General features: G+C 37.4%; 22 protein-coding genes. 14 read left to right on the top strand and 8 right to left on the bottom strand.

The window, feature by feature from the left end; all coding sequences use genetic code 11:
• Positions 1–24: 24 nt before the first annotated feature.
• The 8 genes from rbfA to JMN12_RS09075 all read left to right on the top strand — a co-directional run bounded on the left by rbfA (position 25) and on the right by JMN12_RS09075 (position 6,494).
• A complete protein-coding gene (gene rbfA / locus JMN12_RS09110; protein ID WP_095901212.1) occupies positions 25–417 on the top strand; it encodes a 30S ribosome-binding factor RbfA in 393 nt (130 codons plus the stop codon).
• Between the two features lie 16 nt (positions 418–433).
• Complete coding sequence (locus JMN12_RS09105) at positions 434–730, top strand: DUF1493 family protein (protein ID WP_203094106.1); 297 nt, start codon at positions 434–436, stop codon at positions 728–730.
• The gene (locus tag JMN12_RS09100) at positions 727–1,482 is read left to right on the top strand and encodes a hypothetical protein (protein WP_203138742.1); all 756 of its coding nucleotides are present in this window, start codon (positions 727–729) and stop codon (positions 1,480–1,482) included. Before JMN12_RS09105 ends, JMN12_RS09100 begins: the two co-directional genes overlap by 4 nt.
• A complete protein-coding gene (locus tag JMN12_RS09095; RefSeq protein WP_238423865.1) occupies positions 1,475–2,191 on the top strand; it encodes a Fic family protein in 717 nt (238 codons plus the stop codon). Before JMN12_RS09100 ends, JMN12_RS09095 begins: the two co-directional genes overlap by 8 nt.
• Positions 2,192–2,210: 19 nt before the next feature.
• Complete coding sequence (locus JMN12_RS09090) at positions 2,211–3,233, top strand: virulence RhuM family protein (RefSeq protein WP_203138739.1); 1,023 nt, start codon at positions 2,211–2,213, stop codon at positions 3,231–3,233.
• 152 nt (positions 3,234–3,385) lie between these two features.
• A complete protein-coding gene (locus JMN12_RS09085) occupies positions 3,386–4,540 on the top strand; it encodes an ABC transporter permease (RefSeq protein ID WP_203138825.1) in 1,155 nt (384 codons plus the stop codon).
• Between the two features lie 105 nt (positions 4,541–4,645).
• Positions 4,646–5,218 (top strand): 1-acyl-sn-glycerol-3-phosphate acyltransferase, encoded by a 573-nt coding sequence (locus JMN12_RS09080; RefSeq protein ID WP_203084589.1) that lies wholly within the window; start codon positions 4,646–4,648, stop codon positions 5,216–5,218.
• A 16-nt stretch (positions 5,219–5,234) separates the two neighbouring features.
• A complete protein-coding gene (locus tag JMN12_RS09075) occupies positions 5,235–6,494 on the top strand; it encodes a putative DNA modification/repair radical SAM protein (RefSeq protein WP_203138737.1) in 1,260 nt (419 codons plus the stop codon).
• 148 nt (positions 6,495–6,642) lie between these two features.
• Here JMN12_RS09075 and JMN12_RS09070 read toward each other — a convergent pair whose 3' ends face one another.
• The 3 genes from JMN12_RS09070 to JMN12_RS09060 form a co-directional block, all read right to left on the bottom strand.
• The gene (locus JMN12_RS09070) at positions 6,643–6,786 is read right to left on the bottom strand and encodes a hypothetical protein (RefSeq protein WP_203084568.1); all 144 of its coding nucleotides are present in this window, start codon (positions 6,784–6,786) and stop codon (positions 6,643–6,645) included.
• Positions 6,787–6,971: 185 nt separating this feature from the next.
• Positions 6,972–7,814: a hypothetical protein gene (locus JMN12_RS09065; protein WP_009412539.1), complete on the bottom strand. Its 843-nt coding sequence runs from the start codon at positions 7,812–7,814 to the stop codon at positions 6,972–6,974.
• On the bottom strand, positions 7,814–8,635 hold the full coding sequence (locus tag JMN12_RS09060) for a HipA family kinase (protein WP_238423863.1): 822 nt from the start codon (positions 8,633–8,635) through the stop codon (positions 7,814–7,816). Before JMN12_RS09060 ends, JMN12_RS09065 begins: the two co-directional genes overlap by 1 nt.
• Positions 8,636–9,157: 522 nt before the next feature.
• Between JMN12_RS09060 and JMN12_RS09055 the strand changes: the two genes are divergently transcribed.
• Genes JMN12_RS09055 through JMN12_RS09045 form a run of 3 tightly spaced genes read left to right on the top strand, consistent with a single transcriptional unit; the run spans position 9,158 to position 11,604 of the window.
• Positions 9,158–10,780 carry a lipocalin family protein gene (locus JMN12_RS09055; RefSeq protein ID WP_203138735.1) on the top strand — a complete coding sequence of 541 codons (1,623 nt, stop codon included), beginning with the start codon at positions 9,158–9,160 and terminating at the stop codon, positions 10,778–10,780.
• A 33-nt stretch (positions 10,781–10,813) separates the two neighbouring features.
• Complete coding sequence (locus JMN12_RS09050; protein WP_203138734.1) at positions 10,814–11,185, top strand: hypothetical protein; 372 nt, start codon at positions 10,814–10,816, stop codon at positions 11,183–11,185.
• A gap of 11 nt (positions 11,186–11,196) precedes the next feature.
• Positions 11,197–11,604: a hypothetical protein gene (locus JMN12_RS09045; protein WP_203138733.1), complete on the top strand. Its 408-nt coding sequence runs from the start codon at positions 11,197–11,199 to the stop codon at positions 11,602–11,604.
• A gap of 35 nt (positions 11,605–11,639) precedes the next feature.
• On the opposite strand, the gene JMN12_RS09040 is transcribed toward JMN12_RS09045, so the two are convergent.
• The 5 genes from JMN12_RS09040 to nrfH all read right to left on the bottom strand — a co-directional run bounded on the left by JMN12_RS09040 (position 11,640) and on the right by nrfH (position 16,354).
• Positions 11,640–11,999, bottom strand: a complete 360-nt coding sequence (locus JMN12_RS09040) for a helix-turn-helix domain-containing protein (protein WP_009412534.1) — start codon at positions 11,997–11,999, stop codon at positions 11,640–11,642.
• Between the two features lie 100 nt (positions 12,000–12,099).
• On the bottom strand, positions 12,100–12,897 hold the full coding sequence (gene ccsA, locus JMN12_RS09035; protein WP_203138732.1) for a cytochrome c biogenesis protein CcsA: 798 nt from the start codon (positions 12,895–12,897) through the stop codon (positions 12,100–12,102).
• Positions 12,898–12,943: 46 nt separating this feature from the next.
• Entirely contained in the window at positions 12,944–14,158 is a 1,215-nt protein-coding gene (locus JMN12_RS09030; protein ID WP_015782298.1) for a cytochrome c biogenesis protein ResB, read from the bottom strand.
• 83 nt (positions 14,159–14,241) lie between these two features.
• The gene (gene nrfA / locus JMN12_RS09025) at positions 14,242–15,708 is read right to left on the bottom strand and encodes an ammonia-forming cytochrome c nitrite reductase (RefSeq protein WP_203138729.1); all 1,467 of its coding nucleotides are present in this window, start codon (positions 15,706–15,708) and stop codon (positions 14,242–14,244) included.
• A gap of 28 nt (positions 15,709–15,736) precedes the next feature.
• A complete protein-coding gene (gene nrfH / locus JMN12_RS09020; protein ID WP_203138728.1) occupies positions 15,737–16,354 on the bottom strand; it encodes a cytochrome c nitrite reductase small subunit in 618 nt (205 codons plus the stop codon).
• 185 nt (positions 16,355–16,539) lie between these two features.
• On the opposite strand from nrfH, the gene JMN12_RS09015 reads away from it, so the two are divergent.
• From JMN12_RS09015 to JMN12_RS09005, 3 genes are all read left to right on the top strand, one after another.
• A complete protein-coding gene (locus tag JMN12_RS09015; RefSeq protein WP_203138727.1) occupies positions 16,540–17,898 on the top strand; it encodes an alginate export family protein in 1,359 nt (452 codons plus the stop codon).
• A 987-nt stretch (positions 17,899–18,885) separates the two neighbouring features.
• Complete coding sequence (locus JMN12_RS09010; RefSeq protein ID WP_203138726.1) at positions 18,886–23,322, top strand: hypothetical protein; 4,437 nt, start codon at positions 18,886–18,888, stop codon at positions 23,320–23,322.
• Positions 23,323–23,328: 6 nt separating this feature from the next.
• Complete coding sequence (locus JMN12_RS09005; protein ID WP_203138725.1) at positions 23,329–25,380, top strand: fibronectin type III domain-containing protein; 2,052 nt, start codon at positions 23,329–23,331, stop codon at positions 25,378–25,380.
• The last annotated feature ends 44 nt before the right edge of the window (positions 25,381–25,424 follow it).

The following is a 25,424-nucleotide window of genomic DNA, read 5'->3' as shown; positions in this document are numbered from 1 at the left end:
CACTACTTATTTATCAATTATACAATGGAAAATAACAGACAAAAGAAAATAGCAGGCATTATTCAAGAAGAATTAGCCAAAGTGTTGCAGCAATCCATACGCGATGCAGGGCAACAAAACTTACTCGTTTCGGTAACTAAAGTAAATGTAACCGTAGATTTATCGGTGGCTAAAGTATACCTCAGCGTATTCCCTGAGGCAAAAGCTGCCGAGGTGCTCAAAGGGGTAACTTCTAACGCCCCCCTCATCAAACACGAACTCTCGCAAATCACCAAACACCAGTTCCGCCGTATGCCGGAATTATTCTTCTATATAGACGATTCATTGCAATACATCGAGGGCATTGAACAATCGCTCAAAGAAGAAGAAAACCCTATTGAGAACAGAGCTTTGCTCTACAAGAGAAAAATGACATAATTCTTAGGGGGTAGCTATGAGAGAGGAATTGCAACAACTCATTGAAAGGTTTATAGGGAAAGAAGCTTTTTCTTCACAAACTGCCCTTAATAAAGAGCTGCATATTGAGGGTGATGATGCTGAGGATTTATTAGTCGCGTTCAGTGAGGCTTTTGAAGTAGACATCAGCGACTTCCCTTTTGATGATTATTTTTATAGTGAATCAAAGGTTCCATACCTTTGGTTTATAAAGTTTTTGGGCTTAGGAAAGGAAAAGAAGCCTTTTTACATATATCAGTTAGAAACAGCTATCAAAATCAAGAGATTACTATGAGAACACTTCTATTTTGCTTATTTTTAGTGCCTTTTACTGTTTTCGGACAGAAAATGAGAACTGATCTTCAAGAAGAAAATTTAAAAGGAAAGGTAAAAACAACAGTTACTACCTACTATAAGGTTATTTATAAAAATGGAAAAGTAGTGCTTGATAACAATTCTAAAAACAATTCCTCAAAAGAGGAGGCTTTCTACAACAAAGATGGTAACCTACTGACTTTTAAAGAAATAGCTAATATTATTTCTTTAGAAAAATACCTCTACGACGAAAAAGGTAGGAAATTAAAAAAACAAGAGTCTAATAATGGTGGAATGTTAACGCTCGCTTCCGAGTATAGTTATACACAAGGGAAATATATTGAAAAAATATATTTGGGAGACCTCTGTTGTATTGATACTTACAAATACAACGCACAAGGAGACCCTATCGAGAAAAAATCTATAGGAGTGGGGGAATGCAAGCAAGATATCGATTATAGCGTTAGTCTGAAATACGATTCTTCAAGAAGATTGATTGTCGCTAATTTATCAGGAGGACAGCGGATTACTAAATACACTTATAACAAAGAGGGACATTTAGAAAAAGAAATACTCTATGAAGATGGTGATTTGATAGAGACCACACAATACCAATACATTTCTTTTGACACACATAAGAATTGGACAAAGCGCATTATATATTTAACTGACTATGAAGGAATAAAAAAACCTTTTAGAATAGAGACTCGTGTATTGACATATTATGAATAATATGCTTTTAGAACGCTTATTACAAGAACAAACATCTCAATTGAAGGGCGGTATCTACCACCGCACTCAAATAGATTTTTGCTATAATTCTAATCATATAGAAGGTAGCCAACTCACTCGCGAACAAACGCGTTATATCTTTGAAACTAATACTATTGGCATTACCCAGCAAGCTGTAAAAGTAGACGACATCGTAGAGGCTATCAACCATTTTAGAGCTTTTGATATAATGTTACACTCAGCTTCTGAACCTCTCTCTCAAACAATGATTAAATCATTTCACAGCATTCTTAAAGCAGGTACTTCCAATAGTAGAAAAGATTGGTTTGCAGTAGGTGATTATAAAAAACTACCTAACGAAGTAGGGGGCAATGCTACCACACTACCTGAAAATGTAGAAAAAGAAATGACGCTCCTACTAAGCAATTATCACCAAAAACCAACGAAAACTTTTCGTGATTTGATAGATTTTCATTGGCAATTTGAAAATATTCACCCCTTTCAAGACGGCAACGGACGTGTAGGGCGATTACTCCTCTTCAAAGAATGCTTAGCCAACAATATAACCCCTTTTATCATTACTGAAAATCTGCGTTTGTTCTACTATCGCGGTTTGCAAAATTGGCAACAAATAGAAGGTTATTTACTCGACACTTGTCTCACAGCACAAGATGAATACAAGGCAGTAATGGAATATTTCAGAGTTTAATTAATTACCTAAACTAAAAATGGAAATACAAAAAGGAGAAATCATACTTTATCAGCGTGAAGATGGTTCAGCCCAACTCAATGTAAGGGTTGAAGGGGATACAGTATGGCTCACGCAAGAACAGATGTCGCTATTATTTGGCAAAGGACGTACTACAATCACTGAACATATTTCTCATATTTTTGAGGAAGGAGAATTAGATGAAAAAGAGGTATGTCGGAAATTCCGACAAACCACTCAACACGGTGCTATAGAAGGAAAAACTCAAGAAAGAGAAGTAAAACATTACAATTTAGATGTTATTATTTCAGTTGGCTATCGTGTTCGGTCAGTACAAGGAACGCGCTTTCGCCAATGGGCAACACAACGACTAAAAGAATATATCGTAAAAGGCTTTACAATGGACGATGAGCGCCTCAAAGGCAACGGAGGAGGTGATTATTGGAAAGAACTGCTCAACAGAATTCGCGATATTCGTTCAAGTGAAAAAGCTCTATACCGCCAAGTACTCGATTTGTATGCTACCAGTAGAGATTACGACCCTAAAAGTGAAACAACCCTCACTTTCTTCAAAATAGTACAAAATAAACTACATTACGCTAGCAGTCAGCAAACATCAGCTGAACTTATTTATCACAGAGCTGATAGCACCAAAGACTTTATGGGACTCACTACTTTCAAAGGCGCTTTACCCACCTTAAATGAAGCTAAAATTGCTAAAAACTATCTCACCGAAGAAGAATTATTCCGCCTAAACCGTCTTGTTTCAGCTTTTTTTGACTTAGCAGAACTCAAAGCTCAAACACAAAGCCCTATGTATATGCAGGATTGGATTGAAGAACTAGATAAATTTTCAGCCAATTATGGCAAAGGTGTATTACAAGGAGCAGGCACTATTAGTCACGACGAAGCCGAGAAAAAAGCAACTCAAGAATACCGCGCTTATGAAGCCAGAACTCTTTCTCCTATTGAAGAATCATACTTAGAGAGTTTAAAAGCATTAGAAAAGAACACAACTAAATTATTAAAACACAAAAAATGAGTTGATTTAGCTATTTGCCAATTAGCAAATTATTTCTACCTTTGCCCCAATTATTACTCACACCCCAGCTGTGAACCCTCGCTGGCTTTACCTATTACTTGTTACCTGTTACCTAAAAAATGTCTCCCATTCTCTACATAGCAAGGCGTTATATGTTCGCCAAAAGTTCACAGAACGTTATCAACATCATCAATAGGGTTACTGCCTTTGTAGTGGTGCTGGGAGGTGCTGCCCTATTTATCGTGCTCGCAGGATTTGCCGGTCTCAAAGAATTTACCCTCTCTTTCACCTCTACCTTCGACCCCGACCTGAAAATATTCCCCAAAACGGGCAAATACCTATCAATTACCAAACAAGACACTCTAAACTTACGCCAACTCTCCTCGGTTGCTCACTTCACTAAAGTATTAGAAGAACAGGTTTTCCTCACTCATAACCAAAAGAACCATATCGCCTATATCAAAGGGGTAGATACTGAGTATCCATTGGTAAATGCAGTGGATAGTATCCTCGTATTAGGCAACTGGGATCTCACTCCCCCCAGTGTAATTGTAGGAGGCACCATCTTCAATAACTTAGGCTTGAACCTCGCCGATGGCTCTTCTCCCTTGCAAATAGTCGTCCCAAAAGCAGGAAAAGGAAGTATCCTAAACGACCCTATGCCTTACCGACAAGCCTTTTCGGTTGTGCAAGGCATCTACCAACTTACGGAAGATTTAGATAAAAAATACGTATTTTCGTCCTTAGATGAGGCGCAGTTTTTGTTGGGAGCAAACAAAAATCAAGTATCGGCTATAGAAGTGAAATTAGCCCCTAATGCCAATGAAAAAGAAGTAATTGCGCAGCTCCCACAGCTCTTTCACGAGCCCATAATTGTAAAAACCCGCGTACAACTAAACGATGCGCTTTACCGTATGCTCAACACCGAAAACATAGCGGTATATCTCATCTTTATTTTGGTGCTTATCATTGCACTTTTCAATCTTGTAGGGGCAATTATTATGATGATTTTGGATAAAAAGGAAGATTTACAAACACTCTATGCCCTCGGAATGAACGAAAAACAAATGCGACAGATATTCTTCTGGCAAGGCACAATGGCATCGGTATTAGGTGCCGTATTAGGGATTGTATTAGGAGCGACAATTGTGCTATTACAACAACATTTTGAGTTTGTGAAGATAAGTCCTACCCTCCCCTACCCCGTTGCTATTACAGCGCTAAATATAGTAATTGTTTTTGCAACAATAGTAATATTAGGTGTTTTAGCTTCGTTAGTAGCCTCATCACGCGTACGTGTGAAATAAGGTTTCAGGGATTAGGTGTTAGGTTTTTGGAGTTAGAAATTATACAATAGACTGTAGTACAACAAAAGACTGTAGTACAACAAATCGACAAATTGACAGATTATGATTAAAAAATGGATTGGCTCTTTCGCCTTATGGGTGATGGGCTGGAAAATAGAACTACAAGGCGATCTAAAAAACCTCAATCGCTGTGTGTTGGTAGTAGCGCCTCATACTACCAATTGGGAATTCGTTCTCGGTATTTTGGCGTATTGGAAGTTTGAAAAACCTATCAAACTCATTATCAAAGATGCCCACACCAAAGCGTGGTATGGCTGGGTGGTACGCAAATTGGGCGGCATAGGCATCAACCGCTCTCAGCACAACCACCTCATCGAGTTTATCACCCAACGCTTTAAAGAAGAAGATTTTAGCTTGGTGGTAACCCCCGAAGGTACGCGCTCTCGCGTGAACAAATGGCGTATGGGCTTCTACCATATCGCGCTTTCTGCCCAAGTGCCTGTGGTTTTGGGGGCTGGCGATTTTAAGAAAAAGAAAATATACATAGGCAAAACCATCTCCCTCACCGACCTGCAAACGCGCTCTCAAGAGAGTATTATGCAGGAAATTTACGATTTTTACAAGGATATCAATCCAAAATACCCTGAACAGTGGAACCCCCTATCCCCTATTTCCTAACCCCTATCCCCTAACAATGGACTTTGAGCGCATTAAAGAAAAATTAGCGATCCTCGCCGATGCTGCCAAATACGATGTTTCTTGCTCCAGTAGCGGAAGCTCGCGCAAGGCAGTGAAAGGTGAATTGGGCAACGCAGCCAATTTTGGCATCTGCCACTCGTTTACCGAGGACGGCAGGTGTATTTCTCTGCTCAAAATACTGCTTACCAACCATTGTATCTACGATTGTGTGTACTGCGTATCGCGACGCAGCAACGACATACAGCGCGCTGCTTTTAGCGTGCAAGAGGTGGTAGACCTTACTATCAACTTTTACCGCCGAAATTATATAGAGGGCTTGTTCCTCAGTTCAGGAGTCTTCAAAGACCCCGATACTACAATGGAACGATTGGTGCGCGTGGCTAAAAAGTTGCGTTTAGAAGAGCGTTTCAATGGCTATATCCACCTAAAAACGATTCCAGGGGCGAGTGAAGCTCTCGTTCACGAGGCAGGACTCTATGCCGACCGCCTTTCTATCAATCTCGAAATCCCCACCAAAGAAGGACTCAAGTTGCTTGCCCCCGAAAAAGATCACCAGCAGATGATCACCCCAATGCAGCAGCTGAGAAATGAACTGGCTATTCACTCTATTGAAAAGAAGAAATTCAAGCATACACCAAAATTTGCTCCCGCCGGACAAACTACACAAATGATTATAGGCGCTACCAATGAAACTGACCAGAAGATAATAAAAGTCGCCAGTTATATGTATGAGAAGTTAGAGATGAAGCGGGTGTACTATTCGGGATATGTACCGGTATTGCAAGACAGCCGATTGCCGTCTATTCACTCTCAGGTGCCTATAGTGCGTGAAAATCGTCTCTATCAAGCTGATTGGTTAATGCGTTACTACGGCTTTGCTCCCGATGAGATTTTAGATACACGTCAGCCCTTTCTCGATTTAGAAATAGACCCCAAACTCGCTTGGGCTTTGCGCCACCCACACCTCTTTCCGGTAGATGTAAACACCGCACCTCGTGAGATGCTTTTGCGCATCCCAGGGGTAGGCGTACGCTCAGTGCAGAAGATACTCACAGCGCGCACCTTCCAAAAACTCACCTATTACAGTCTCAAACAGATAGGAGTAACCCTCAGCCGAGCCAAATACTTCATCACTTGCAGCGGGGCAACCCCATTAGCAGGCACTATGGAGCCCACAAAACTCCGCCATTTGCTCATCGCCAATAGCCATAACAAGCACAAAGAACTCTTCAACGGACAGTTATCGCTATTTTAATATACAAAAAAAGCTATCTAAAAAGACAGCTTTTTTTTGTATATTTACTTTTGCTTTTAAGAATTAACCTTGTATTGGTTTTTAGAAAATTAGCATTAGTAAATTAGAATCGGGATTTTTTAATCGTTTCTAACCTTAGGGAACAAAATTAAGATTGTTTTTCTCTATTAGGATTCATTTGTTTGCCTCTATTCCCTTGGGCTTTGTCAAATTGTTTATTTGTGCCATCACTTCCTTTGTTTGGATTTTGCATATTGGCACGATTGTTTTCTGGAGTAATCTTTTTTCCCATTGTTGAAAAATTTAAGTGTTATTTACAAGCGCAAAAGTATAAATAATTTTCCTATTAAACAAATTGTTTGTTCCATCAGCTACTTATTGCCAACAGCCACAAAAAGCTCTTCAAAGAATAATTATCTCAGTTTTAAAGGATAAAAAATAGGATATTTTTGACGGAAAATCTATTTTGATAGATTATCAGTCGGCAAAAAAAGGCGTTACCTGGTGTTGTGTAAAATAACTAGTTATTTCTCCTATATCTTGAAGTTCTACATAATCTATTATTTTGGTATTACGCAGGTTATTCCAAAGATGATGATTTTCTTTTAGTTTTTTGTCAGGTTCTTCGCCTATAAGATAGTATTTCCCTTTCTTATTTTGATTATCGTTTAATGCTTTCGTTAGAGATATAAAACTATTTATATTGTTACTTATAGTTTGAATGTTTCTTTTTAGGTTAAGTATATCTCCCGCTGTGGGGACTTCATTTTTACCTATAAACCCAACTTTTGTAGGAATTAGAAGGGTATTTAAATCTTTATTGGTAATTTCTCTATCTATATTGACCCTTTCTGATACTTCCTCATAAAAAGATATAGTTTGTGGTTTTTTCAATATATCTATATCCTTTTCTTTATCTATCAATACAGGATAACGAAATACATACATTTCAAAGAATTTTTTAAAGATGTCTTCATTAAGTTCTATATCGACAATTGTTGTCTCTCCAAATTGTATGAGATTATTTGAGTATTTTCCTAAATAGGATAGGTATTGTTTATTTACCCAATTATTTAACATTTCCTTTCTGGCAAATAAAGTGTCTGACTCATCGGTATTAAAACTTTTATATAGTGATTTTAGATATTGTTTTACGATAAGAAATGCTTCATTAGTGAATAAGTGTTTAACTTTTGTTAGTTTCTCATCGGAATAGTTGAAAAACAAAGTGTCATTATTTGCCATAATGAGCCCAACGCTGAATCTATCTGATGATAGAGCATTTGTTGATAAGTAGATAGGACAGTATAAGGTTTCCATTATGGTTTATGAATTATTGATGTTTGTATATATTTTCTAAATGTATGTTCACAAATTTTAAGCCAATCTTCTGTGAAAATTATGTCTATTTTAGTTTTGTGACTTTGTAAGTCTATATGCCATTTTTGAGGAACTTGATTTAATATAGATTGTAAATTGTCTTGACAATTCTTTGTAAATATAGGGAACTCTTTCAATAAATCATTCATTTCTCGCACTGTTTCTGTGTCATTCTTAAATATAAATGTAGCTAAATCAGAATTGAGCACACTGTCTCCTTGTGTTATTAGTTCCATTGATTGATCATATGCCATTGATGAATTGAAAATCTCTGTATTATCAATAATGTACAAAATTGAGAACCCTCCTTTTATTGCTTGTAATAACAAGTTATAGTTGTTAAAGGTTCTATCTTCATTGGATAGCCAAATATCAAAAAGGGCTATTTTGAGCAAATCATTTTTATTTTTAATCCTTCTAATAATATCTTTGTCTGTAAGTATTGTTTTATTAACTTCAATTGCATTCTGTAGAAAAAGCGACCCAAAACATTCCCTTTCAAAAAATCTTCGTTCTAATCCTCGTTTGTTTTCAAGAGGTTTTATATGTTTCTCATAGTCTATTTCTATAAAAGCCCCCTCTGGTATATTTATTTGCCATATTTTAGCAAATTGATAAGCTAATAATTCATTAAAGAGTTGGTTTACATCTCTATACTTACACACCCATTGGTTCAGGTCATTTGCCATTATCAAAACGGGGCTACTACCCTGTGTATCATATTTTTTTATAATGGATTGTATACTTTTTAATCTTTTCAATTGGGAGTTTTTGCAGATTTCTGTTGCAAAAATATAAAAATATTTTTATGTATATATTATATTTTTGTTATTTTTTATTTTTCACGTTAAAAAACGTTATAATTCAGTCTTTAGACATTAGACATTTAATGTATCAGATAATTTTCCTATTAAACAAAAAAAGCTACTAAGCAAGATGCTCAACAGCTTTTTATTATCAAAATTAATTCCTAAAACACATCAAAAATGTGTTTCATACTGTTCTTTGTTGATGTCTACAAAGTCACCTTGACCTATCTTTTTGATGATATTGGTCACAAAACCTTTCATCTGTTCAAAAAGTCTCAAAATTGTATTTATGCCGCTACATTTTGGCAAGTCTTAAGACTTTTCTAAATTTGATTATACTGATAATCTATTTATTTAATCATCACTCTTTAGTTCAAAATAAGAAATATAAGTTCAAAATAAGAAATAATTAGTGTTGTATATCTTTTTTATCCGTGGTATTTTTGCCCCGTTTAATTCATAAAATTTCAAATAATGAAAAGATTATCAACAATTTTCACGGTGCTTTCACTTATAGCACTTACGATTATCGGTTGTTCCAAAGACGATGGAGGGAGCGACAACAACGGCAATAACAGTGGTAATGGCACTGGGAACGGTAATGGCAACAGCAATACTGGTCAGGCTGTAACAGCTATTACACCCGACTTTCTCAACGGAACGTGGTCACACGTAGAATTTGAGTATGACGGAGTGAAGTTCTCTAACAATGCTAACCACCAAACAGAATGGAATTGTGTTAAAAAAGGGTCTTTTGTTTTTACCAAAAATCAAGTTACTCTTATCACCAATCAGTATGACGATGATGACAATACTTGTACTGAAAATCGAGGCACTTTTAATTATACAGTAGAAAATGGCAAGGTTTATCTTGTAGTTCAAGGGAAGAAAGAACTTTTAGATATTACTAAAGCAGGGGATAACATCGTAGTTTCAGTAAAAGATGAAGATGGTAAAACTACTAAACGCACCCTTACTAAAACCTCTTCTAATAGTACAGCACCAGCTGCGAAAAAAGCTACTGCAAAAATCACTGTATCAGGGGTTACTAATGGCGTAAAAGTAATCGTAGCTAATAGTACTTTTAAATCAAGCCACGTAGCTGTAAAAGAGGCTACTGTAAGCAATGGTAGTGCTACTATTGATGTATCAGAATATATAGGTAGAAAGCTGTATTTCATTGTAGAAAAAGACAATGAATATCTTTCTACTGAAGTAGAAAAAACAATTGCTGAAGGCGATAATACCATCGCTCTTACAGCTACTGCAAAGAATTATACTGTAAAGATAAAAGTAGTAAGCAATGGTACTGCTGTAAGTGGTAAAAAGGTGTATGCTGCTGATTCTTATACTTTTCAAGCTCTCAGTTATGGACTTAAAACGAGTAATGGCAATGAAAATCTTTTAACTTCTACTAAAAATGCTACTACCAATGCACAAGGTATAGCTACTTTCAGCAACTTCCGTCCTACATACAACAATCAAAAATATACATTTTTTGTAGTTACTTCTTCTTCACCTTACTACAAAGAAGTAGAACTCGCTATTGATGGTACTGCTAAAGAAAGTACTATTACTCTTGCAGGAAGCCAAGCACAAACAAGAAAAGTAAACGTTGAATTCTTGGTAAGAGATAGTAATGAATACCTAAACAATGTAAAAATAACTATTGAAGGGCAAACAAAAAGCACTAACACAATAGGTAGTGTTAAAGGTTATGTAGTTTTTGAACTTGAACAAAACAAAAGTTTTAGCTATACTGCTACTACCCCTTGTGGTCATACTAAAACAGGTAGTTTTACTACTAATGCTTATAGCAATATGGTTCAAGTAACCCTCAACACTACTGAAAACTGTAATAATCAAGCAAAAGGAACACTTATCATTAAAAACACTTCTAAAAATCCATATACTGTAAAAGTAGGAAATAGTACTTTTGTAATGGAAGGAAAAACGACAAGAACTTTTGAGGTAGCATTAGAAACTTATACCGTAAGTTGGAAACAAAACAAAGGTTATGCTTTTTATCCTACTGAAGGCTCTTACGATGCTGAATTTAGTAGAAACAACAGAGAAATTACAGTTTCTTTCCCCTAATCAATTTCGTAACTAATTAATTTTCATAAACCAATGAAGAAATTTTTAATTCTTGGTACAGCACTGCTAATGTTAAGTGCTTGTCGTATCACTAAAACAGATGTAGGGCAGTTTCGCGAAACCCCTACCGAAGATTATGTGTATGCCAAAGGTAAACAAGTATGGCTTTTTTGGGGACTACTTCCTGTAGGACGGACTAAAGTAAATACACCCTCTTCAGGTAACTGTCAAGTAGTTACTCGTACTAACCTTGCTGATTTCTTGATTAGTGGAATTACAGCTGGTATTGTAACCACTGAAACTATCAAAATCAAAGCAAAACGTGAGAATGCTCCTCAACAAGCTCAACCTCAGAATGCAGGTAACACAACTATTGAAATACACAATCACAGTAATAACCAATAATCCACAAAGCAATGAAGAAATTTTTAATGTACACAACAGTATTGTTACTTACAGCAATCACCACATTTGCGTGTAGTAAAGACAAGGATGAAGACAAAGCGACTTCTGCTACTATTCAATTAGTAGACCTTTTAGGTAAACCTGTAAAAGGAGTGAGAGTATACGCTTACGATCAAGATACTTGGAATATGATGGGCGACGAAACATTTCACGCTACCTTCCAAGTAGTTTCTGATGATGCAGGTAACGCTACCTTTAGCAATCTTGATAAAGGAACGCAATTCACAAGTGTTAATAATGAGACCAATACTTTTACTTTTTCAGCACACTATACACTTAACAATAGTAGTAAAACTAAAAGAGTTTCTATTACTTTGAAAAAAGGAGATAATAAAACTGAAAAGTTGGTACTCAACTAAAACGATAAAAAGCTGCCTTAGGGCAGCTTTTTTTATTATTTATTAAGCATCTCTTTGAGCATTACTATTTGCTCTTTCAGGGAAGCTATAGTTTCTTCGTATTGAGCTATTAATTTTTCGGGAATTTGATTCAAATGATATTCTCCATTACAAGTGCCAGAAGAATTATTATTGATGTTGAACACTTTTTTATCGTCGAAACCTAAAACTTTCATCGGGTCTACTTGCAGGATAGCACATATTTCGTTGAGGCGCGTAATGGTAAGTTGCGTCTCTCCTGATTCAATCTTTGAATAAGCGCGTGTAGAAATTCCTAACTGAGCCGCGACAAAGTCTTGAGAAACTCTTTTTACTTCGCGTGCTTGCTTTATCTTTACTTCTGGTTGTTCAATCATCTTAATATCATTTTAATAATCAGTAGGCAAAAGTATAAATAATTTTCCTATTAAACAAAAAAAGTCGCTTAGTGAGGTACTTAGCGACTTTTTTTATTATTTATCCAGAATAGGTATGTACACTCATTTGTGCTGTTGGTAAGTAGTTTACACCAAACCAGCAAACAAGGAGCAGTATAAAGGCAATTCCTACAATAAGGAAACTCTGGTATGGTTTCTTTTCTTTGTGATTGTACTTGTGGTGGTGGAGATATACCAAATAGCCGAGCCAAGTGATAAATGCCCAAGTTTCTTTAGGGTCCCACGTCCAATAGTGTCCCCACGCTTCTTTTGCCCAAAGGGCTCCAAAAAGCAATCCAAAGGTGAGGAATACATAACCTATTTTTACAAGTTGATCGATAACAATGAAAATTGATTGTACTTCTTGTCCTTTTTTATAGCGATAAATGCCATAGAAAGCGGTGAGTGATGCCATTCCTAACATTGCATAAGCAAATATATACACGATTACGTGTGGAATGAACCACACACTCTGCAAGGCAGGCATTAGGGCTTTGTTCATTGTATCGGGGTGAGTGTAAGTAAGTACTACAAACACAATCCCCATTACAGCCGAATAGCTGAGCATCCACTTTTGACGATAGAGCCAATAGATAGCACAGCCTATGAGCCCCATAAAGAATGCATACCAAATACGCGTTTCGGCAAGTGTGCGCAATGGCGGACGGTCTAAGTTTTGCCATAAGGCAACAATAAAACCTCCTATGGTTAAGGTAGCTACTAAGTGAGCTACAATACTCACTCCTCTAAGCGCTTTGCTCTTGCTGTAGATAAGCGTACCTGAAAGTAGCCACAAAGCTACTGTGATATATGTTATAAGATTAAAATAATGCCACATTTTTAATTAACAATTGACAATTAATAATTAACAACAGCGTTAGCCGTTACTTGTTAGCTGTTTTAGTTTTTACTTCAAAGAGTAGAGCAATACCGCCAGCAAGTAGTAAGAAAATTCCTACATAAACGACAGGTAACCAAGGGTCGGAAATGAGTTCTACCACACTAAGCTCTGACCAACGTCCCATACGCTCGTCATAACTCAATTGGTAAATACGCCAACCGCCTACACTGATAGGGTGATTCACCTCTATTTTTTCTTCTAAAACTTCTTGTTTCCCTTTTTGGTATACTAATACCTCAGATTGGAATTTACGTGCTTCGGCAGGAGCCATTACCAAGGTATGCTCATCGTCTAAATGAATGGCACGGGGTGAGAATTGGAAGTTTCCGGCAGAAATCCAATCGGTTTTCTTTTTATGAGTACGAAGGTCTTCTACGGTTACCTTAGCAGCATTGGTCGCACCCCACATCGTATGATTGATGTAGGTACTATCGGTATCAGGAATAGCTTTTTCGAGATATTGGTGAAGGGTGATTTTCCAGTTCAGCAGGGTTGCATAGTCACCTTCTTTCTCCAGCATAAAGCCTTGAGGTTTTTCGTGAGGTAGTGCTGAACCTGTACTATCAATCACAAATAGTTTGTTAGGATAAATATCAATACTGAACTCTTTGAGTTCCATTGCAATGGGGAGTTCTACCATTTGATTATCTTCAGTAGTAGCGCGCCATTCGAGCTTATCCTTATAGAGGTTCATTTTCAGACGTATAATATCTCCCTGACCTAATACACCAGCGAACATTGTAAGCCATAAGCCAAAGTGGTTGAGAAGGAAAGGTATATTTTTGCGTTGGTAGACCATCGAGCGTTTTAGGATAGAAAACCAGAGGTTCATCAGTGCCAATACGAAGATAATGCCAAAGTACCAAGTTTTGGTAAGGTCGTCTAAGCCCAATTTGCCCACAAAGCTATGAGCTACCTCTTGAGGATTTACGTTGATGCTCCCCAAACCAATGGTGAGTACCCCAAGGGTTACGACCGTAACAATAGCAAAAGGCGCTGATGAAAAGCGCACGATAAAATTCGTTTTTCTAAAAATAAAATATACAGCTGTAGTGAGTACCACAAAGGCAAAGCCTCCTATTACATTGTAAGGAAAGCTAAACCAGCTTTTGCTGATACTTCCTAAGGTAAGTTGTAGTATCAGCCCTATGATAAGGGATAAGCACGCTACGAGAATAGCGAAGGGATATTGTTTCATAGTTAGGTAAGAGATAAGAGGTAAGAAATAGGGGCGAATGTAATTCGCCCCTACTCGTCATTTGTCATTCGTAATTCGTTAAATTACTTTTGGGTTACTAAGCGTCCTTTTTCTTTAGCTTCTTTAATCCATTTAGGGACGATAGTTTCCAAGAATCTTTTCTTAGCAGCTTCTTCTTTAGGAATATCTAGACCGATTTCTTTTTGGGCTTTAGCTTTAGTGCTGATATCAGGCATTACGAAAGCTGTTTTGATGTTTAGTTTTTCTTTAAGCACATCTAAATTATTTTCAGCTTGATAAGCATAGATAAGACCATCGCTAAGGAGGCGTTCAGATTCGATAGGAGCGTGGAAAGCGGCACCGTGTGAAGAGTGTACCATATCCCAACGCCATTGTGATTTGCGGATAAGTGCCAAAGTAGGTTTCATTTGTTCTTCAGTAGCACCGTTATCCCACAAGAATTTAGCTTTGAAGTGTACTTTTGCTAATTGTTTTTCGAGTTTCATACGCATACCATATACAGCATCTTGGCGATCGTATACGTTTTTCACCAATTCTTCTTCACTTTGGCGGTGACAAGTTTGACAGCTTGCAGATACGTTACGCAAAGGGCTACTGATTTGGTGATCGGTGAATTTCACAGCACCATCAGTTTTGTAAGGCATATGGCAATCGGCACAAGAAACGCCGCGTTGTCCGTGAATACCGAGTTGAGAAAGTTCATAGTCGGGGTGTTGTGCTTTGAGGATAGGAGTACGGCTAAGTGGGTGTACATAGTCAGTCCAACCTTCTGCATCGTAGTACTCTTCCATCTTTTCAACAGTCATACCTTTATCCCAAGGGAAAGTAAGATATTTTTTATCACCTTTGAAGTAGTACTCTACGTGGCATTGCGCACACACAAGAGAACGCATCTCTTGATGAGTAGCTTTATTGATATCGCGACCTTGACGTTTGAAGGCTTCTTGTAAAGCCAATTGACTTACTTGCAATTTCATAGTTTTAGTATCGTGGCAAGTAGCGCAACCGATAGGATTTACGATTTGGCTACCCCATTGATCCCAAGGAGCGCTGTAATAAGTTTCAGCACCTACTTCTTTAATTAAGCGAGGCACATCAGGGCTTTTACAAGTCCAGCAAGTACCTGGTTGAGGAGAGTGAGTTGAATCAGTAGGGGCGCCAGTACGGAGGATTTTAGTAACGTCTTCAATAGCGTGCATATGTCCGCGTGGAGCGTTGTATCCCTTAGAGAATGAATACCCTGCCCAAAGGATTACCATTTCGGGGCGCAAAGCGAGCAAATCATCATCTTGACTACTCATATACTTAGAGCGGAAAGTAGTGTCGGCAGTAGCTGCCCACGAAGCGTATTCACGAGGATAGAACGGTTCGTAAAGCTCGTTGCGGCATTCACCTTCTTTAAGGTTATTACCACCTTTAGCTATTAACTGAGCTTCTGTTGATCTGTTCATTATCGAATTAGCCAATAGACCTAATAAAAAGGTAACCACTGCTAATAAACCTGCAATTAACCAATGTTTCTTTTTCATCGCTGTATAAATTATATTTCGTTTTTTTTTAATTATTTGATTTTTCTCTGTTTTTCACCATTTTGTCAAGCCAATCGGGAGTGTTGCTCGGCATATTGTCCACAATAGGCACAGGCGAATGAGGAGCAGCATTAAGCCCTCTCACACGACTGTGAGGTACTTCGCGGTGGCAATCCCAGCACAATTTGCCATTATCGGCGTGTGCCATTTCAGCAGTTACCTTGCCTGCTTGCACTTCGCTTACAAGGGTGCTGTGGCAACGAATACAATTTTCTTGTACTACTCTTTGCCCTGGAGAGTGCATTTTAATCACTTGAGGTTCCAATCGGAAAGTGAACATCGTGGCGTGGCGCAGACCGTCGTTCGCTTTGAAATAGTATTTGCGAAAAACGTTGTCGTGAGGCACGTGGCAATCGTTACACACGGTATTGCGGCCGTGAGAGGAGTGCATCCACGTAGCGTACTCAGGCTCCATAATATGGCAGTTCACACACGCCTTAGGGTCGTCAGACAGATAGGTATATGCTTTGGATATATAGAAAATATATCCACCGAGCCCTATCAATATCCCTACTAATGATGGAATCAAGAAGCGAAACCATCGTCCTTTTTTAGTAGATTGGGTGTTGTTATTTGTTGTCGCCATTATATAAAAAAATGTTTTTTCGTTGTTTTTCGTTGCAAATGTAAAATAGTTTCTATACATTTGCAAATGAAAACGAAAAAAACTGCATACTTTATTGTAAGTCTAAATAAGGTAAATTTGTTTTTGTTTCATTTTCAATACATTAACATTTTTTAAGTGTAAATAATTCAAAAAAAATTATACCGATGAAAAAACATTTATTATCAATTTTTGCGTTGGGCACTGCTTTCGTTTTGTGCCCTACTTTAGCAAGTGCACAAGAAGAGTTGCCAACACCTCCACCGATGGATGAAATGGCTCCTCCCCCACCTCCAAACGAGTTTACGTTATCGGCACAATTGCGCCCACGTTTTGAGTATCGCAATGGAGCATATCGTCCTTTAGTGGAAGGGGAATCACCTGCAATTCTCACAAACAACCGTACGCGTTTGAACTTTGACTACAAGCACACCGACCGTTTACACCTATATATATCACTACAAAATGTGAATGTATGGGGGCAAGCGCAACAAATACAAGCTGTTGATAGAACAGGCGGTATGTCGGTTTTTGAGGCTTATGCTGAATTTCCGCTTGTAAATACTCTCAGTGCAAAAGTAGGTAGACAGATGATTGTTTTAGATGATGATCGCATTTTTGGGTCGCTTGATTGGCATCCTGCCGGACGTAGCCACGATGCAGTGAACCTCAATTGGACACCTTCTGAAAAGTTGACACTTCGCGGTTTCTTTGCTTATAACCAATCGGGAAGTACCACGACCCCTACTCTAAATGTAAATACTCCGAGCGGACAGAATTTTACTCCAGGATTGGGTCAGGATTATCAACACTTGCAAGCTCTTCACGCGCACTATAGCATCAGTGAAGCGCACCAATTGTCGCTCTTGTTTGCTAACTTAGGTTACCGTACTGATGATAGTGCTGACCAAAATATGCAAACTTTCGGTGCGCACTACACTGGCAAAAGTAACCAGTTGAGCTATGGCGCTTCGGCTTATTTGCAAACTGGTAAAAATGCAGGCGGCACAGAAAAAAGCGCTTATATGTTTGCAGTGAACGCAGGCTACAAGTTCTCTCCTATCTTTGGCCTAACTGCTGGAGTAGATTACCTCAGTGGCAACGCCTCTGATGACACTTCGGGTAAAGATAAGGTATTTAATCCATTCAGCGGTACCAACCACAAGTTCTACGGCTTTATGGATTATTACTATGTAGGTTTCACTCCTTCTGTAGGTTTGCTCAATCCTTATCTCACTGCCAATGTGCGCACTGGTGAAAAGAGCAACCTCAGCGCTACTTATCACTTCTTTGCACCCGCAACTAAGTTCGAAACTGATAAGAAACACAGTAGTCTCGGTAGTGAAATCGACTTAGTGTACAACTTAAAAGTACAACCTTTTATAGGGTTACAAGTAGGTTACTCTACTTACTTTGCTAACGATGGTACCAAAGCTCTCAAAGGTACTGCTAACCAACGCGGTTACCAAGATTGGTTCTGGTGCAGTTTGAACATCAATCCTAAGTTGTTTTCAGCAATGTTTTAAAAGGAGTAACAACTCATAACAAAAAAGGATAGCTTTCTGTGGAGAGCTATCCTTTTTTACATTTGCTACTACTTGTTCCTTGTACATTTAGACACTACAAAATATAACACTCTTTTTAATAAGATGAAAATTAATAATACGGATAAAGTGTAAATGAGTAATCCTATTCTATATAATTAACGTGAGTTCGGCGTAAGTAATTATTTAACAATCAGTAAAATATTTTTAATCTCCCACGAATTACACGAATTTTCACGAAATTGAGAATGCATAAAACTCCTTATTTTATATTATCTCACGAATTTTCACCTGACGGTGAATTATTTTGTGAATATATTATGTTACAAAGCTGTAAATCAATAATCTTTTATATCGAACTGACGTTATTTATGATTTATACTTGAATTTCAATATTTCTTCTTCTCTATAAGTTCTTTCAATTTTGTATACTCGGAAATATACTCGGTTTTATACTCGCTTTGTATAAGTTCATAAAGTGTAGACATAAAAAAATACGCTCTAAGGCGTATTTTAATTAGGTTTCCCCTTTGGGGTGGAATATGGGGCTCGAACCCACGACCTTCGGAACCACAATTTTACATTGATTTAAAAATATGTTGATTATCAATGCTTTTTAGGTTCAAAAAACACCCAAAAACCTAATAAAAATACTCGGTTATATACTCTATTTTAGTGTTAATTAATACACGGAAATATCTGTGTTACAAAGATTCAATTTATGTACAAAAATACAGATATTTATAAATTCTACAAATATATAAATAAAAAAATATCATCAAAAAAGCTCTAGAAAAGCATACTTATAGGAATTCTTAGAGAGAAATAACTAAAAACATATAATACATCTCACTGATTAACAACGTATCGAATAAAAAATGTAAATACATTTTTAGTTTTAATGCGAATATAATTGTTATTTCAAAATATTTTTTTACTTTTGTAGCGTTAAAAAAATACACTTCCGCTATGAGAATAAAAAGCATCTATTTGCTACTTTTGCTGTTGTGCTATAGTAGTTTGAAAGCGCAAGAGCAAGAAAATTTTACTTCATTAGAAAAGAAAACCCATTGGGTAAACCAAATTCAAGATATTACTGAACTCCCTGTAGGAATTAGAGAGAATAAGAATGGCGTAGAGTATGCTATGATGATTACCAATGCTACTTTTTCTCCTAACGAAACTACTGTAAATATCTATGCCCGCATTACCTTCCCCGACACACAAAATCCTTCAGGTAAACGCGAACTCTACTTTGGAGCTACTGAAATTCCTTTTTCGTATGAAGGTCAGTTAGTAGGCGATGTACATTTGTCATTATTAGGTGATGTGACTATTAGTAATACTAAAAACTGGTCGTTTTTGCTCAAAGGAGGTAAAAATGTAAAAGGAAAAACTGTAGACGACCAAACATATATTGAAGTAGATTGTAACGGATTGAAAAAAATTGCTTTAAAAGGGATGATACGCATCTCTAATGAACTTATAGTACCAGTTGACAATAAGTTACAACCTATAGCCAATGGCTATGTAGAAAGTGAGGTAGCTATAGAAGCTGAAGATTTTAACAACTTGCTAGTAGAACTTAAACTACCTGCTTTTGCTCTTACAAGGCAGATACAAAATAAAGATAAAGGAGCTTTTATATTTCACCCTGAGCGAATGGTCTTGGATATGAGTGATACCAATAATGCCCCAGCAATGGTTTTCCCTCAAGGATATGACGAGTATTTAGTAGCTGGGCAAGAAAGTTGGCGAGGCTTTTATATACAAGAACTCACGGTTACCTTACCTGAGGAGTTCAAAAAAACAGGAGGGAGAGTAAGTTTAAAAGCAACTAACTTCCTTTTGGATGCTTATGGTTTTTCAGGAAGTTTGTCAGCAGAGAATCTCATTAGCTTTAAAGAAGGACGTACTTCTGAGGATAAAAAGAAAGGATGGCAATACGCCATAGACCACATACAAGCTGATTTTGTAGCTTCTAAACTCACCGGAGGTGCCCTTTCTGGTGCTTTCCGTATTCCTATAGAAAAAGAAGATTCTCGTGGAATTCATTTTGAGGGTAGTTTTTCCGAGGATAACTATATGCTCCGTGTTTCCTCATTAGAGTCTATTTCCTTTGATATGTGGAAAGCAAAAGCTGTTATCCTGCCTTCTTCTTATGTTGAATTGCAAGTAAAAAACAAAGAATTTCTCCCAAAAGTAGTATTGGATGGGTCAATGATTTTAGACGCCCCTAAAGATAATGAAAATCTTTATCGATTAGAAGGAGTTAAATTTCAAAAATTCACCTTACAAACACAAGCTCCTTACATATCAGCTGAGTATTTTGGCTGTGAAGGAGAACAGAAAATAGCAGGCTTCCCTGTGAGTATCAAAGATGTAAGTGTAGCTTTTAGAGAAGAACGTGCTCAATTACATTTTGGTATACGGGTAGGCTTACAAAAAGATAAGTTTTCTGCCGAAGGTGATTTCAATATCTACGCTAAAAACACTGATGAACATTGGGATTACGACCGATTCGAAATTACTAAACTCAAATTAAAAGAAGTAGATATAGCAGTAGCTAAAGTGAGTGGAGAGTTGAATCTAATGAAAAACGACCCTGTGTACGGCAATGGTTTCAAAGCCAAACTTGCCGCTAAAATCACTAAAATTGATGTAGATGTTAAGGCTAATGCTGTATTTGGTAGTAAAGATTTCCGCTATTGGGGCTTTGAAGCTATGGTAGACGGACTAAATATCAACACCCAATACGTGAAAATAACAGGTTTTGTAGGAGGGGCGTATTATCAAATGCGCCCTCTAGGCAACCCTAAAGAAAAAAAGGAATTAGAAGAACTCTCTCTTGTGCCTGATGAAAAAATAGGATTAGGACTCAAAGCTGGGGTATTAGGAGCTTTTCAAGACAAAAAAGTACTATCCTTTTTAGCCTTGTTAGATATACAAACTTATAAAGGAGGAGGACTCTCAAAAATCGGATTTTATGGTAATGCTGCTGTAATGTATGCCTTCCAAGATAAACTATCCAATCCTTTTGCTACCGTACAAAAAAGTTTTGCTGACAATGTACAAAATGTTGTAAAAATGGAAGAGTTAGCTAAAAATGAAAAGTATAAATACTTGGACAATTCAGGAAAAGCTGACATCCCCGATGATTTTGTTATAGATAAAAGCAATGAAACCCAAAAAGCACCTATTTTCGCTCAATTAAATGTGAGTTATGATTTTGCTTCAAAAGCTTATCACTCTAATATGGAAGTATATGTGAATGTAGCTGGAGGAGTGATAAGAGGTACTGGTAATGGTAACTTGGCAGGACGTGCGGTATTACACGTAGACCCTCAAGATTGGTATTATCATCTAGGTACAACTCGTGAGATGATGGGATTGCAAGTAGGATTTGGCGATTTTCTAAATCTCAAAGCTCAAACCTACCTTATGATAGGTACTAAAATAGGGGAAGCTCCACAACCTCCTGCAAAAGTAGCCGAAATACTAAAACTCAATCCTGACGAGATCGGTTATATGAAAAGCCTTAACCAGATAAAAGAAGGAAAAGGATTTGCTTTTGGTGCACATTTAAACTTTGATACTAAATTTGATGTAGGTTTTCTCTACGCGAGTTTTGCCGCTGGCTTTGGTTCAGATTTGATGTTAAAAAATTATGGCAATGCCCATTGCAAAGGCAGAAGTGGAGAACTAGGGATCAACGGATGGTATGCTAACGGACAAACGTATGTATATCTGCAAGGCGAATTAGGTATTAAAATAAAACTGTTCTTTATTCGCAAACGCATCCCAATACTTAGTGCAGGGGTAGCAGCTTTACTACAAGGGTCAGGACCTAATCCTTTCTGGGCACGAGGTTATTTAGGTGGCTACTACAATGTACTCGGCGGATTGGTAAAAGGTCGCTTCCGTTTAAAAATGGAATTTGGAGAACAATGTGAATTGGCAAGCGATCAAGTGTTAGGAGGTATGAAAATTATCTCGGACGTATCCCCTTCTGACCGTAGTGAAAATGTAGATGTATTCCTCTCTCCTCAAGCTACTTTCAACTTAGAATTAGAAAAACCTATTGTTATCCCAGAAGATGACCATGACCATACTTATATCGTGAACTTAGAAAAATTTGAAGTACTCGATGCTCAAGGAAATACCATAGAAGGAAAACTAACTTATGGCAAGAGTCAGGATGAACTTAACTTTACTCCAAGAGAGGTGCTTCCTCCTCATCAAAAACTAAAAGCAGTAGTAAGTGTAAGCTTTAAAGAACTTAAAGGAGGAAGTTACTATACTGTGATGGTAGATGGTAAAAAAGCTGTAGAAACCGAAGAGCGTACATTTACCACAGGTGAAGCTCCTGATTATATCCCTAATAGGAATATAAAATACGCCTATCCTGTATTAGACCAAAAGAACTATTTCATAGGTGAAAGTGATGAAGGCTTTGTACAATTAGAACAAGGTCAGCCTTATTTGTTTGAAGATGCACATTGGAATACTCGATTATTTATAGAGCCCGAAGGAGGTGGTAAAGCCCTTGAGCTTACTCCTACTTACTTAAAAGCAGAGAACAAAATTTCCTTCACTATGCCTAAACTCTCCAAAGCTACTAAATATGGGCTTTCTATTGTGAGCTATAGCAAGCAAGGTGCAAAAGTAAGTGCTGAAAAGTCACAACGAAAGAAAAATGACCCCAAAATTTCTGAGGGAAAATTTGACAAAGGAGAAGACGAAACTTCTTACACCTTTGAGGACAAAAAAGCACAAGCTAATGTAGATAGAGGAGGCTTTGAACGTTTGTCATACCAATTTAACACTAGTAAATACGAGCGTCTGAGTGACAAGATGAAGAAGTTCAATACGAAACATTTGTGGATAAAATATAACTCGGCAGTTGCCTTGCTACAGAACGATATGAATACTGATGAACCTTTTGAAGAAGCTGAACTCATAGGAACCACTTATTCAGGAATTCCTCTCATAAAAGCTGAAGCTGTATTAGATGATAAGTTTGACGCTTTATTTACTAAATATTTATACAACAACCCTCAAGGACAGCCTTGGTTTAGCAGAGATACTAACACTGTAGGCTATCCTCCTAAAGAGGCTGTCACTGTTTTCCCATTTTATCCTGAGGAACTTAAATGGAGTAGTTACGATGTAAAACGGGTATTCCCTTATCGATATGATGTATTTATGTATTATCAAAAAGACTGGGATGATCAGCACACTTACTTTGCTAATCACTTGAGTGAACTAATGCAAAATCCTTTGTACATAGAGTTTATGGAACTCTATTTCCCTGTGCTTCCTTCTAAAAACTACAAAGCTGTGTTAAAATACCAATTACCTAACGGAAAAATCACTTCCGAAACACCTTACAAATATAAGTTTTAAGAGAAAATGAAACAAGCTTTATTTATAGTTATATATACTTTTACTTTTCTTGCCTTTTCACAAGAAAACCCTTCTGTGCAAATAAGTAAAGAGGTACGAAAAAACAGTATTGCTTTGCGATGGGCAGTAGATGCCCCCGTAGCGTGGCAGAAAGCCAATAACATAGGATTTCTGTTAGAACGGACTACATACCTTCGCAATGGGAAACTGCTCACTACCCGCGAAACCAAATTGTTAGGCATCTTCAAAACCCCTCCTTTAGAAAAGTGGAAAGAATGGGTTGAAAAGAACGACAATGCCGCTATTGTCGCACAAGCTATCTATGGTGAAACTTTTGAAACTGAGATTTCTAATAACCAAAACCCTATAGAAGGAATTGCCAATAAAGCACGCGAAATAGACGACCGTTTTTCTTTTGCTCTAATGGCAGCCGATTTAGACTTCTCTGTAGCTTGCTTTGCAGGATGGGGATATGTAGACAACGAGGTATTACCCAATGAAAATTATCTTTATAAAGTAAAACTTTTGCCTAATGATAAGCTCAATATAAAAGAAGGAGTTGTAGTGGCTGGGCTTAGAGATTTCCAAGAATTACCAGCTCCTTTTGATTTTAGAGGACATTTTGAAGATAGAAAAGTAACTCTCACGTGGGACTATCAAACCCTTAGCCAACTCTATAGTTATTATTTTATTGAAAAGGCTGAAGGAGATGCTCCTTTTGCTCCAATAACCGAACATCCCGTGGTAAATATGAATCAAAATAGTCGTTCCACAGCGATGATTTATGTAGATTCATTAGCTCAAAATGATAAGGAGTACCGCTATCGCCTAAAAGGAAAAACAATCTTTGGAACTTATAGTCCGTATTCTCAAGAGATAAAAGGCAAAGGTATTAAGGCTATTACGCAAATAGCACAACTTACTGAGGTAGTTCCTATAGACGAAAAGCAATACCGTTTGCGTTGGGATTTCTCTAAGGAAAACGAGAATGAGATTACACACTTTTCTCTCTTGCATTCGCCTGACGACAAGGCTTATAAAGAGATAAAAACTCCTATTGCTGTAAGTGATAGACAAATACTTATAACCCCTACAATGCCCTCTAATTACTATAAAGTGCGCACGTATGCCAAAAATGGTACTACTTTCGATTCATTTGCAATGTTAGTACAGCCCGATGACGAAACTCCTCCTGAAAGGGTACAACAACTCACAGGGACTATAGATACTTTAGGGGTCGTAACTTTGCAATGGAAAGCCAATACCGATGCCGACCTAATGGGCTATTATGTTTTTAGAGGTAACCAAAAAGGTGAAGAGATGATGCGTATCACAGGCTCTCATATCACCGATACCTCCCTTAAAGATACCGTAGTTCTCAAAAGTTTGAACGCTAAAGTATATTATTGGGTAACTGCCATCGATTTTCGTAAGAATGAGTCCACTCCCTCCGTATTGTTAGAACTCACCAAACCCGATAAAGTCCCTCCTACCACCCCTATTTTTACTCAGTATGTCGATGACAAAAATGGCTGGAAACTTACTTGGCGTAAGAGCTTTAGTGACGATGTAACCCAATATTTGCTCTACCAAAGAGAAAAGGGTACTACCGATTGGAAACTTATTCACTCTGAAAATAATAGCAAAAAAGAATCCTATACTTATACGGTTCCTCCTAATGTATCAGGGGTTTATGAGTATACCGTACGTGCAAAAGACCATAGCAATAATTTTTCGGACTACTCGCCTGTAATACAAATCAATCACAAACCTAAAACCGATGATAGGGTATTACGAGGACTTCAAAGTCGTGTTAAAAAAGGAAAAGTTACTTTGCAGTGGTTACCTATAAAAGATGGCTTTAATGAAATGATAATTTACAAGGCTATCAATGGAGATAAACCTATGTTGTGGCGCAGCCTTACTACGCCTGTTACCTCGGTTGAAGATTCCGATATACAACCTGATAACACTTATCTCTACCTTTTTAAAGTCATTTTAAAAGACAATTCACCTACCCCTACTGAGAAAATAGAAGTCAAAACAATTAATAATTAACAATCCATAATTACTATGTTCTTACGTCGTTATATACTCCTCCT

It is taken from the genome of Capnocytophaga genosp. AHN8471 (genome assembly GCF_016806945.1).
Taxonomy (GTDB): Bacteria; Bacteroidota; Bacteroidia; order Flavobacteriales; family Flavobacteriaceae; genus Capnocytophaga; species Capnocytophaga periodontitidis.
The sequence above is the reverse complement of the archived record's forward strand: the minus strand, read 5'-3'. Positions and strand labels throughout refer to the sequence as shown.